The sequence below is a fragment of the Lacticaseibacillus salsurae genome (assembly GCF_045862175.1).
Classification (GTDB): domain Bacteria; phylum Bacillota; class Bacilli; order Lactobacillales; family Lactobacillaceae; genus Lacticaseibacillus; species Lacticaseibacillus salsurae.
In genome coordinates this window covers 1-10,753 of sequence record NZ_BAAFZI010000063.1, presented here as the reverse complement: position 1 = coordinate 10,753, position 10,753 = coordinate 1, and the positions used below count along the sequence as shown (strand labels likewise).

Genomic DNA, 10,753 nt, shown 5'->3' with positions numbered 1-10,753 from the left:
CGCTGAAAACGCTCAGCGATGCCACTTTTGAAATTCTTGGTCAATTCTTTCGCCGAGTGGTGTCAATTTTAGCACCGAATGGGGTAAAAAAGATCGCCGAGTTGGGCAATTCGCTTCGCCGCCTTCAGAGGCTTGGACTTGCTTGGGGTGGACAGGTGACCTGCCACTTTGAGATAGACCTCGATGATATGGAGGATGAGATCCCCATATCGGTCTACAAAACCACCAAGTGAGACGAGGATGAAGAGGACGGAACCCCATACATCCCAGTTTTGCATACGACTTTCCTTTCCGGATTTGTTGACACCTACGAAATCTCATAGGCACCACCTCCTTCGTACTCGAAAAGCTACCGCACGTTGCTTTTGTGCTTTTGCCAGTATACCATGGCAAGACAGACAATGTATACAGCCGGAAAACATTGAATAATTTGTAAAACAAACACAGTCAAATAATCGATAATTCGATGCTTGCAGTCGTTCTGGATGGGTGATTTCTAAGCTTTCAAGGTTCAGGTGACGTTGTATCCTGGTCTTGTTGTCACAGGGTATCGCGACATGATATACTATGGGCATACAAAAAGGCACGATGCTGGAACATCGTGCCCTCCCGGATAGTTATCCGTGCACAGCGCTATAAGAGCGGTAGCTTTTCGGCGTTAAATACTTGTTACAAAGTCGCGTCTACTTGGCTAAAAGCGATGGCGCGGCTTTTTTCGTACAACCGTTTTTCGTCTGGCCCGTTGTTTCGTGGGCTTGCTTGGGGTGGACAAATGATCTGCCACTTTAAGATAGACTTCAATCACATGGAGAATAAGATCCCCATGCTGGCCTAAAAAACCACCAAGTGAGACGAGGATGAAGAGGACGGATCCCCAGACATCCCAGTTTTGCATACGACTTTCCTTTCCGGACTCGTTGACACCCATGAGATCTCATAGGCACCACCTCCTTCGTACTCGAAAAGCTACCGCACGTTGCTTTTGTGCTTTTGATAGTATACCATGGCAAGACAGATACTGTATATAGGCGGTAAACATTGAATAATTTATAAGATGAAAATAGTAAAATAACCGATAATTTGGTGTATATGATCATTCCACGAGGGATCATCTTGGTCTTGTTGCCACAGGGTATCGCGACATGATATACTATGGGCATACAAAAAGACACGATGCTTCCAACATCGTGTCCCCGGATTGTTATCCGTGCACAGCGCTATAAGAGCGGTAGCTTTTCGGCGTTTATATTACTAAAGTCGCGCCTACTCAACTAAAAGCGATGGCGCGGCTTTTTTCGTACAACCGTTTTTCGTCTCGTCCGATGAGGCTTGGACTTACTTGGGGTGGACAGGTGACCTGCCACTTTGAGATAGACTTCAACGATATGGAGAATCAGATTCCCATACCGGTCTACAAAACCACCAAGACTGACGAGGATGAAGAGAAGAGATCCCCAAACATCCCAGTTTTGCATACGACTTTCCTTTCCGGATTCGTTGACACCTACGAAATCTCATAGGCACCACCTCCTTCGTACTCGAAAAGCTACCGCACGTTGCTTTTGTGCTTTTGATAGTATACCATGGCAAGACAGATGGTGTATATAGTCGGAAAACATTGAATAATTTGTAGAACAAACACAGTCAAATAATCGACAATTCGATTCTTGCAATCGTTCTGGATGGTGATTTCTAAGCTTTCAAGGTTCAGGTGACTCTGCTTTCTGGTCTTGTTGTCACAGGGTATCGCGACATGATATACTATGGGCATACAACAAGACACGATGCTTCCAACATCGTGTCCTCTCGAATTGTTATCCGTGCACAGCGCATAAGAGCGGTAGCTTTTCGGCGTAAACTTAATTCAAAGTCGCGCTTACTTCGCTAAAAGTTAATGGCGCGGCTTTTTTCGTACAACCGTTTTTCGTCGGGCTCGATGTTGCTTTGGGCGGACGGGCACACTGCATATAGAAGGAAAACGTTGAATAATCAATAAGCCGACACCTGGTAACACGATCGAAATGCCGATCATGTCATCGGGTGCCTTTTTATATAGAAGAAACTAGTCTAACGCTGCCAAAAAACGGCTGGCGATTTCCAGCGGTCGGGTGATGGCGCCGCCAACGACAACGGCATGGGCGCCAAGATCGATGCAGCGGCGCAACTTTTCTGGGGTGTCGATCTTGCCTTCTGCAATCACTGGGCAGACAGTTTCAGCAAGCACTGCCTTCAAATAGGCGAAATCGTCGTCGGCGATGTTGGCACCTGAAGACGCTGGCGTGTAGCCGTGCATGGTGGTGCCGATCAGATCAAAGCCTAGCTGATCGGCCACGCGGACATTGGCCAGTGTATCGGTGTCAGCCATCAACAAGGTATCCGGGTATTCCTCGCGAAAAGCGGCGACTTGATCGGCCAAGTGCTCGCCAAGCGGACGCGTCCGGCCGGTCACTTCAACGGCGACGACGGGTACGCCGGTGGCAGCCACGGCGCGCATATCTTTAAGCGTCGGGGTGATGTAAGATTCAGCGTCTGGGAAAATGTGCTTGTTGATACCAATGATCGGCAAGCCGGTTTCATCTTGGATCGCTTGAATGTCGACAACAGAATTGGCGCGCAACGCCACGGCGCCAGCAAGTTTGACCGCGCGAGCCATGCGCGCCATGATAAACGAACTGTGCAGCGGCTCTTCAGGTAGGGCTTGGCAAGAAACGATCAGTTGGCCTTGGGTCTGGGTTAAGAAGGTGTTTGGCATGGGTGAGCTCTTTTCTATCAGAATTGTAAGGGATTGCAACAAGCAATATAACACGCTTACATCATGATTTCAAACAGCCCACCATAAGTATTACCGCGCCATGGCGACGCGGCGGTTCCAGTTAAGCAATAATTTCAGGGCCGCGCCGGCGGTTCAATTCAGCGCTTTGGGCCAACAAGCTGTCATGAAGCTTCGTGAGATCATCTGGGTCATACAAGCGCAACTCGTGATCTGCCGAGACAAAATGTCCCAAGCTCAGCGGTTCAAACCAGCCGCCGCGAGTCACGTCAACGCGCGACGCATCTTGCATCAACGCGGTCACTGGCGCTGATTTGGCATAAACTTCATCGCGTTGGTGAATGGTGTGCACCAACAGCGCTTGCAGTTGATCTAACGCTTTGGAATCGGATAATAACTCGGTTTGCAAGTTGAGCCACTCGTCGATTTGCCAAGGACTGTCAGCGAAGCGCTGCGTCAGCGCGTCAAACGCGCGGCGTTGTTCATCCACCAAGTTGACTTCTGACCAGTTGTCGACAAATAACGACAGTTGCTGGAACCACATTTTGATCTTGGCGGCGGTGATCATACCGTTGCCGTCCAAGGCAAAATGCGTCAACCCTAGCTCGCCGTCAGCGCTGATGTGGTCGCCTAGCGTCGGCGCGTCGCTGAGCAAGTCGGCCAACACCATATAAGCATAGTGAAAATGTGGCCATTCCCACTGCGCCGATTCGATGTCGATGGTATCGAGCTTGACTTGTAGAAAGTGGCTGGAAAAGGTGCTGCCATCACCGTGAATGCCAGTCACCGGAAGATAATCGACCAGCGTTCCGGTGATCGTGCCGAAACGTAATTCTGAATTCGCCATAGATCTGCCTCCTTGAATGTTGACAATAGCAGACAAAAGCCGCCGCCAAGTCGGCGCCAATTGTCCAGCAAGGATACGGATATGCGTTGGCTTAGCCGGCCAACAAGTTACCTCATTGCTCGGTGCATCAAGCAGTGCCGTGGGCAAACGATCTGTCTAAGACTGATTATCACCTCCTTAGAATGCTAAAATTATACGACGAAACAGTCAGTACAACAAATTTTAAGCATCGAAAACATTAATGCTATATCTTCGAATGATATTTCATAATAAATAAAGATGATTTACTGCTTTTGATCTGGTGACGATGAAGATGGCGTTTAGCTTTACCAAATAATGCGAACTTTTTGACACCACTCGGCGATGAAATTCTCCAAGGTCAGCGAAGAAAATGAGCAATAATAAAGACACCTCCTGAATACTACGATTAGCATATGTCTAAGCGCGTGCAGCGGGACATTGCGATGATCACTGGGAACTCGTGTCCCAAGATCTCCGAGGTTATCAAGCAAGCTGAACTGCATCAGATTAGTCCGCCATTCACCGATGACGTGGATGACATTTGGCTGGAAAGCTTGTTGTTTCCTCAGAAGCAACCGATAGCAAAAGGTCGGCAACTGCCGGACTTTAACAAGATACATGGGAAAGTGGCTAAGCCCAACGTCACCTTATCGCTAGATCACTACGAATATGAGCAAGAGTGCCTGCAAAACGGGACAGCTCCATATGCGTATCGAACGTTTCGTTAGTATTATCGGGCATTGATGTCAATGTCAGTCATAATATGTAGAAGAACTTCATTTCAAAATCACCTTTGACGCTAGGCCAAGCCTGGTTCATGCAGGCTCTGATTTGAAATCGAGGTGGCTGTTTAGGAGGTAGTGAGGGAACAGCTCACTCGATTTCAAGTCAGAGCACGCATCAACGTGTTGGCGTGATGCGTGAAGTAAATGGGAGTCCTTGAGAACGCTGGGGGCTGATCTCAAGGTCAAGGTGCGCCACCAAGTGAAACTTCGGAGGCCCGCTAACATGATCGGGGGTGGTGCACCTTGAGCTTGAGACCAAGTGAATGTCGGTTACTTAGGTTGATCTCTCGCTTTGGTGTGTAAGGCGGCGTGATTTAAGGTCATGGTCATCCATCCTTTCTTAACGCAATATGTGCTAGTGACAAAGTGGCAGCCGGCTAACGGCGTTTGGTTGGTCGCGCGTCTTCATGTAAGTGGCGGCGTGGTCGATTTTCATCGTCATCAGTCCTTCCTAATGTGTACGCTTACAATCTACGGGAAAATAAAAGCATCTGCGTTGGCGCGTTGGCGTTATCGTCTGATCAGAGGCGGTGAGCGGGAACGGTACACAGGTGCTGATTTGCGTGAGAGTTAGTGTTGTTATCGATACATAATCTATGGGTTATAAACCGAATTTGCTTTTCTATGATTTAAACTTATCATGATGAATTTATAGATGCAAGCGCTTTATTTATATTTCTTGATAAAATAACATCGTTAAATTGAGCTTTGCCAGCCTCTATGGCATAATTTCCCAGTTTTCGCCGGTTTTATGTTGAGTATCAGTTATTTAAATTACAAATTTTTTTGAAAAATATTGGCTTCGGTGGTAACGATTTGGCTAAATTTCAGCTGTTTTGGCGCCGCGGGACTCACATTGGTGCCAGTGATGGGAATGGGAGGCATTGTTGAAGTTGGTTGGGCTTGGAAGTGCCGGAGGTCGATCGGCTGTTCCCGTCCGCGCTTGGGTGGAGTAGGCAATGATTTTTGGCCGAAAAAAACACATGACCGACTTGGCGGCGTCAGGCTGGTGGCGAGGCAAGCGGTCATGCGCTGAGAAGTTCAGAAGCAGTTGTGGGGGTAGATCGGAACGTGTCGAAAATTAATAAATAATATCACGTTCTCGATCATCCATATTCTACCGCTTTCTCGAAAACGATTATAGCCATTTTCGCGAAAAAAGTGAAAAATCCTGAACAAACATCGGTGAATCAAGCTTCTTTCGGCGATTTTCAGTGACGGATCCAACCATTTTTCCTGTCGTGACGGCGATCTGGTTGCAAAGGCCGATCGTACGGATTATTTAAATTAATTACTATGATTATGCTTGCAGGAACAGCGCGAGTTCTGGCGCCAGTCCAGCTGGCAGTTCGGCGCCAAATACCACAAATCCGGCGTCGTCTGCTTGCAGCTGATCGCATCCGGCACACTCGCATACCGGCAGTGGTAGCGTCGCATGCGCTGGGCCGTAGCCGAAATATGCTGTGAAGCCGTTGGCCATGGTGTGCCAGGTCACGTCAAAGTCGCCGAGTTGGACTTTGGGGATGTCGCCAAACATCAACTCGTGATAAATATCGGCGCGATCTTCGATAGGTAGCTGCAAGGGATGAAAGCCCAGTTGCGTTTGCTGCCATAGCTCGTCGTCGCCTTCTTGGATCACGGTGACTGAGATCTCGCTCATGGCAGTGTCTGGGTCATCAGTATGCACGCCGAAACCGAAATAACCATTGGCGTCTGTGGCAAATAAGTATGTCGTCGCGTCGTTGGGGAATTCGACCAACATGCGGTGATCCGCTTGCGCTTGGCCGAAGTAGACCCAGCGTGTTGGCACGTTGGCATCAGCCAATAGCGTGGCGATCATGCCGTCATAAGTCGGCGCCGGTAGTGGCTTTTCCCCTTGCCAAAAGGCGTCCAAGCAAGCGTTCATCATCGCATCAGTTAAGTTCAGCGGGTAATAAGTCGTTTCCATAGACAAGCTCCTTTGGTTGGCTAAGCGGACTGAACGGCAGGGTACAACACCACTGCAGCTGGCAATAAGTCACAGCTTACGCGGATCAAGTAGTGCGCGGGTAGTGGCTGCATCAAGTGGATATGGGCGATCCCATCTAACGTTGCCGGGGCAAAATAACTGTAGTCGTCGCCGACATTGACCAACACCTCTTGGCCTGGGTGCACGGCGATGGTGAGGTCTTGTTGGTCGACTAACACTTCGGCGTAGTGAGTGGGCATGCTGGCATGCTGGCAGGCGGCATCGTCAATTGGGTGAACAGTTGGGTGATCGGGTTAGTCATCATGGATTCCTCCTTAGTTAGGCGTCGAGTTGGTGTTGCGTCAAATGTGCTGGGGTGATGTTGCACCAAACACGGATCTTGGCGGCTTCTGTCAGCGGGTGCATCAAGTTGAATTGGGCGATCCCATCGTCAGTGGCTTCATGGTAATACGTGAAGCTGTCGCCAACGTTTAAAAATAAGTCTTGCCCAGGATGAGTGGCGATGATCAATTGCGTGGCATGAGGTTCGGCGATCAATACTTCCGCGTGGCCCATCGGCATGTCGTGCGGCAGTTGGGTGATGTGGGTGAACGTGGCCGTCAGTAATGTGGCATCAAGTAGTCGTGGCATCATGGGCCTCCTTTATGTTGTGAGCGGTTACATTCAATAGGAAGAAAAAATCAAAAGTACCAGGTGAAACAAGGCGGTGGCACTTTTGAATGGGTGAAAGTAATACTAGTATAAGAAATGTCTGCGTATCTTGATACTATTTACTTTATGTATACAGATTATCAAAGTTATGGCGATCCGTCAACTGTTGTGATACAGCGGATTCACCTTTTTTGTAAGTTTTTTGGCGAGAAAGTGCACCAAAGCGTCAACGTTAGCGAATTCTCGCTATTTAAGCGGAGAAGCTGGAAATTTTTCTTTGTGCCGTCAAACTGTAATAGATGCTTTGCGGCAGTTTTGCGTAATCTATTAATGAAGGGGAAGTTGGGTAGAGAGTTTAGAAAGAAGATGTTATTATGGGTATCCAGACAGTTGTGCCGTGGTATACGCAAACGTGGTGGATTGGCACCAAAGAAGTATTGATCTTGTTGGGCTTTCTGGTGGCGGCATTCACTTATCGACGCAATACCATTGTTCGAGCACAAGATGTGAAGGCTAACCAAATCCAGCGGACATTTGATTTGATGCAGCAATATCCTGGGGAGACTCGGAAGCTGGTGTTGAAGGTGACACGGGAATTGAACGATGTCTTTAACGCGGTTGAGCAGTTGAAGTTACAGCATGCTGATGCAGAAGAAGTGAAGCAAGCAAGGGCAAAATGGGTTGAAGCAGTCGATTTGATCACGTTACTACATTTTCTAGATCCTTGGGGATTTTTGCTTAGTCATCCTGAACATTTGTATAAGAGCGAAGCAATCAATACCTTTGCATCAGAACTCGTCCGAGTATTGTTGGATACACGGCTGGCGACCGATATTGACCAAATTATGGAAATTTCCTCGATGAAAGGAATTCCAAAGCTGATTGAGTTGTTAGAAGTGTATGAAATTGAATCTACAAAAGAGGAGTAGTCTAATGCCGGAAAATCAACAGTTAAATACCCCAGAGCAGTTGGTGGCGGATTTTTGGCGACGAAAAGCTGCTGGCGAACTGACAGAGGAAAATCGGCTTGCGAGCATCAATCGCATGCGGGCACAATCAGGTGATCGTCCATTGACGATGGCAGAACATCTGGCCATTGAAGAAGATTCCAAAAACGGGATCCACTTTTATACGCCGAAAAAGCCTAAATCATTTATCAAGCGATTGTTGATCGCATTGAAGCATAGCCGAGCGGCATTTTTCTCGTCACTGCGCCGATCACGGTGAAAGCGTGCTTGATCCCCCAGAGCTTTCATGCTTTGAAAAATGGTATCGCGAATTTTCAAGCGGAGAAAAGTCGCGAAACGCATGGATTTTAAAGGCGCAAAATCGATATTTTGATGTTGCGGGTTGAATTTTTCCAAAGCGTTTGGGATGTTTTTCCTGAAAATTCGGCAGTTTTTGGTCATAAGATTAAACCATCATGAGGAGTGCACGCTTTCATTTGCTTTCATCCTAAAATCTCTCCCGCAAAGGCCGCAGTTTTTGTTATACTATATCGTGTGTGAGTACGGGTGTGTGCCCATGCAGATGAGATGAACAAATTCATTCAGGTGGAGGAAACCATGCCAGAGCATTATGCTGATCCAAAGTTGAAGATTTTTGCCTTAAACTCAAATAAGCCGCTTGCTGAAAAAATCGCCAAAGAAGTCGGTGTTGAGTTAGGGAAGTCATCCGTCAAGCGCTTCTCAGACGGTGAAATTCAAATCAACATCGAAGAAAGTATTCGTGGGGATGATATCTACCTTGTGCAATCCACGTCTGCGCCGGTCAACGACAATTTAATGGAATTGTTGATCATGATCGATGCCTTGCGTCGTGCTTCTGCACATACGATCTCGATCGTGATCCCATATTACGGCTATGCGCGTCAAGACCGCAAAGCGCGTTCTCGCGAACCAATCACGGCCAAGCTGGTAGCGAACATGTTAGAACGCGCCGGCGCCACTCGGGTGTTGGCTTTGGACTTGCATGCCGCTCAGATCCAAGGGTTCTTCGATATCCCTGTCGATCATTTGATGGGTGCCCCATTATTAGCCGATTACTTCTTGCGTAACCACTACAACGGCGAAGACACAGTGGTCGTATCACCTGACCATGGTGGTGTCACCCGTGCCCGCAAGTTAGCAGAATTCTTAAAGGCACCAATTGCCATCATCGACAAGCGTCGTCCTCGTCCTAACGTTGCCGAAGTCATGAACATTGTCGGTAAAGTTGACGGCAAGCGCTGCATCATCATCGATGACATGATCGATACTGCCGGCACCATCACTTTAGCCGCCGCCGCATTGAAGAATGCCGGTGCCACTGAAGTCTTAGTTGCCGCAACGCATGCGATCTTCTCCGGTCCAGCGGTTGAACGTTTGGAAAACTCTGTGATCGAACAAGTTGTTGTCACCGACTCCATCCAATTAGCTGAAGACAAGAAGTTGTCCAAGCTGGTCACCGTTTCCGTCGGTCCTCTCATCGGCCGCGCCATCACCCGGATCCAAGAAAACAAACCAGTTTCCCCATTATTCGAAAACCGGTTCAAAAAATAATAAGAGCTTTTCGAGGCGTTCTTCAGGCATCAAGTCGCACTTTGACTTGGTGCCTTTGTCTTAGCTAAGCGCGTGCCTGTTGCATCGGAAAGCTCGATACCAGAGCAGACCCGGCGCGCACTTAGCGAGTCAGATAGCCTAGAAATAAGCATCGAGCCGCACTATGGCTCGGTGCTTATTTCGTAGCTAGCTGTGCTCGCGTTGCGCCGGAAAGCTCGACGCCGATGCGCCAATTTTGTTACGCCAAACAAGCACCTAAAATAAGTACATTATAATGGAAGAAACACGTTCACTTTTTTGCTGGCGATCCGCCTTAAATCCGGATAGGGTGCCGGTTTCACCCGCAAAAATTTTGGTGCAGAAACCACTTTCATTTTGCCGCATTTAGGCTTATGGTGAGTAAGGTAAAGTTGTTGCGGAAAAAATGGAGGACGGCATGTTCCAATTTTTGACCTACCCGATGTTTGTTTCAGAAGATCCTGATGACGATCGGCATCGCTTCACGTTCACAAGCCCGGATTTTGAGGACTTTGAAGTGGTTGGCGAAACGATCGCAGGTACCACTCATTTAGCCGGGGCCACCATCGCGCGCATGATCGATGCTGGCGTAGAAGCCCCAAAGCCAAGCACGGCAGACATGGTGCATGACCGCGGCCAGCGCGTAGTTTATGTGTCCGTCGACCGGCGCGTTCAGCACAACTGATCACGCTTGAAAGCCAGCATTGACGCGAGATATGTGGCGGTGCTGGTTTTGGCGTTTCTGGTGTTTGGATCAATTGGTTCCAAACAAAATGGTACGTTCGTTGGCAGGGTATCTTGTCATAGACTGTGGCGACATGTTATCATGAGGTATGCTAAACGCCGTACGGCCAGCACGACGTTTGTGGGACAATAGGTCCTAGCAATATCGCAATAAGTGCGATGGTCAGTGGAATTTAAACAAACTTAAGCCGACATCTACCGACTGGAAGCGGGATGGCGGCTTTTCGTTTGCTTAGTTTCGCCAGAATTTTCTGACTGCTTTCATCAACTGGCGTAAAGTACGCTTAGTGTAAAGTATTCCTCGGGAGGGAAAAGTAAGTAATAGGATAACCCCGAAAAACGGTTTGACAAAAGAAGACCGCTTGTCCTCTAATTGAGTTACCACACAACAAGTAGAGAGAAGCGATC

11 protein-coding genes are annotated in these 10,753 nt (G+C 48.3%); 6 read left to right on the top strand and 5 right to left on the bottom strand.

Annotated elements, in window-relative coordinates; translation table 11 throughout:
* A partial coding sequence (locus ACKTSG_RS12395) for a hypothetical protein (RefSeq protein WP_407895216.1) occupies positions 1-233 on the top strand: 233 nt, incomplete at its 5' end.
* A gap of 1,829 nt (positions 234-2,062) precedes the next feature.
* Here ACKTSG_RS12395 and ACKTSG_RS12390 read toward each other — a convergent pair.
* Both ACKTSG_RS12390 and ACKTSG_RS12385 read right to left on the bottom strand, forming a co-directional pair.
* A complete protein-coding gene (locus ACKTSG_RS12390; RefSeq protein ID WP_407895214.1) occupies positions 2,063-2,752 on the bottom strand; it encodes an N-acetylmannosamine-6-phosphate 2-epimerase in 690 nt (229 codons plus the stop codon).
* A 121-nt stretch (positions 2,753-2,873) separates the two neighbouring features.
* Complete coding sequence (locus ACKTSG_RS12385; RefSeq protein WP_407895212.1) at positions 2,874-3,617, bottom strand: hypothetical protein; 744 nt, start codon at positions 3,615-3,617, stop codon at positions 2,874-2,876.
* 434 nt (positions 3,618-4,051) lie between these two features.
* Between ACKTSG_RS12385 and ACKTSG_RS12380 the strand changes: the two genes are divergently transcribed.
* Positions 4,052-4,366, top strand: a complete 315-nt coding sequence (locus ACKTSG_RS12380; protein ID WP_407895210.1) for a transposase — start codon at positions 4,052-4,054, stop codon at positions 4,364-4,366.
* Between the two features lie 1,357 nt (positions 4,367-5,723).
* Here the strand turns inward: ACKTSG_RS12380 and ACKTSG_RS12375 are convergent.
* From ACKTSG_RS12375 to ACKTSG_RS12365, 3 genes are all read right to left on the bottom strand, one after another.
* The gene (locus tag ACKTSG_RS12375) at positions 5,724-6,371 is read right to left on the bottom strand and encodes a hypothetical protein (protein ID WP_407895208.1); all 648 of its coding nucleotides are present in this window, start codon (positions 6,369-6,371) and stop codon (positions 5,724-5,726) included.
* Positions 6,372-6,391: 20 nt separating this feature from the next.
* On the bottom strand, positions 6,392-6,631 hold the full coding sequence (locus ACKTSG_RS12370; protein ID WP_407895206.1) for a hypothetical protein: 240 nt from the start codon (positions 6,629-6,631) through the stop codon (positions 6,392-6,394).
* A 79-nt stretch (positions 6,632-6,710) separates the two neighbouring features.
* The gene (locus ACKTSG_RS12365; protein ID WP_407895204.1) at positions 6,711-7,022 is read right to left on the bottom strand and encodes a hypothetical protein; all 312 of its coding nucleotides are present in this window, start codon (positions 7,020-7,022) and stop codon (positions 6,711-6,713) included.
* A 395-nt stretch (positions 7,023-7,417) separates the two neighbouring features.
* Between ACKTSG_RS12365 and ACKTSG_RS12360 the strand changes: the two genes are divergently transcribed.
* The 4 genes from ACKTSG_RS12360 to ACKTSG_RS12345 all read left to right on the top strand — a co-directional run bounded on the left by ACKTSG_RS12360 (position 7,418) and on the right by ACKTSG_RS12345 (position 10,286).
* Entirely contained in the window at positions 7,418-7,972 is a 555-nt protein-coding gene (locus ACKTSG_RS12360; RefSeq protein WP_407895202.1) for a hypothetical protein, read from the top strand.
* Positions 7,973-7,976: 4 nt separating this feature from the next.
* Positions 7,977-8,270, top strand: a complete 294-nt coding sequence (locus ACKTSG_RS12355) for a hypothetical protein (RefSeq protein WP_407895200.1) — start codon at positions 7,977-7,979, stop codon at positions 8,268-8,270.
* Positions 8,271-8,608: 338 nt separating this feature from the next.
* Positions 8,609-9,583 (top strand): ribose-phosphate diphosphokinase, encoded by a 975-nt coding sequence (locus tag ACKTSG_RS12350; protein WP_407895198.1) that lies wholly within the window; start codon positions 8,609-8,611, stop codon positions 9,581-9,583.
* A gap of 436 nt (positions 9,584-10,019) precedes the next feature.
* The gene (locus ACKTSG_RS12345) at positions 10,020-10,286 is read left to right on the top strand and encodes a hypothetical protein (RefSeq protein ID WP_407895196.1); all 267 of its coding nucleotides are present in this window, start codon (positions 10,020-10,022) and stop codon (positions 10,284-10,286) included.
* Positions 10,287-10,753 lie beyond the last annotated feature (467 nt).

Bases quoted from the DNA above. Each gene is read 5' to 3' on its own strand.
- ACKTSG_RS12390 (WP_407895214.1), bottom strand. From the start codon at position 2,752: ATGCCAAACACCTTCTTAACCCAGACCCAAGGCCAACTGATCGTTTCT.
- ACKTSG_RS12385 (WP_407895212.1), bottom strand. From the start codon at position 3,617: ATGGCGAATTCAGAATTACGTTTCGGCACGATCACCGGAACGCTGGTC.
- ACKTSG_RS12380 (WP_407895210.1), top strand. From the start codon at position 4,052: ATGTCTAAGCGCGTGCAGCGGGACATTGCGATGATCACTGGGAACTCG.
- ACKTSG_RS12375 (WP_407895208.1), bottom strand. From the start codon at position 6,371: ATGGAAACGACTTATTACCCGCTGAACTTAACTGATGCGATGATGAAC.
- ACKTSG_RS12370 (WP_407895206.1), bottom strand. From the start codon at position 6,631: ATGCCCACTCACTACGCCGAAGTGTTAGTCGACCAACAAGACCTCACC.
- ACKTSG_RS12365 (WP_407895204.1), bottom strand. From the start codon at position 7,022: ATGCCACGACTACTTGATGCCACATTACTGACGGCCACGTTCACCCAC.
- ACKTSG_RS12360 (WP_407895202.1), top strand. From the start codon at position 7,418: ATGGGTATCCAGACAGTTGTGCCGTGGTATACGCAAACGTGGTGGATT.
- ACKTSG_RS12355 (WP_407895200.1), top strand. From the start codon at position 7,977: ATGCCGGAAAATCAACAGTTAAATACCCCAGAGCAGTTGGTGGCGGAT.
- ACKTSG_RS12350 (WP_407895198.1), top strand. From the start codon at position 8,609: ATGCCAGAGCATTATGCTGATCCAAAGTTGAAGATTTTTGCCTTAAAC.
- ACKTSG_RS12345 (WP_407895196.1), top strand. From the start codon at position 10,020: ATGTTCCAATTTTTGACCTACCCGATGTTTGTTTCAGAAGATCCTGAT.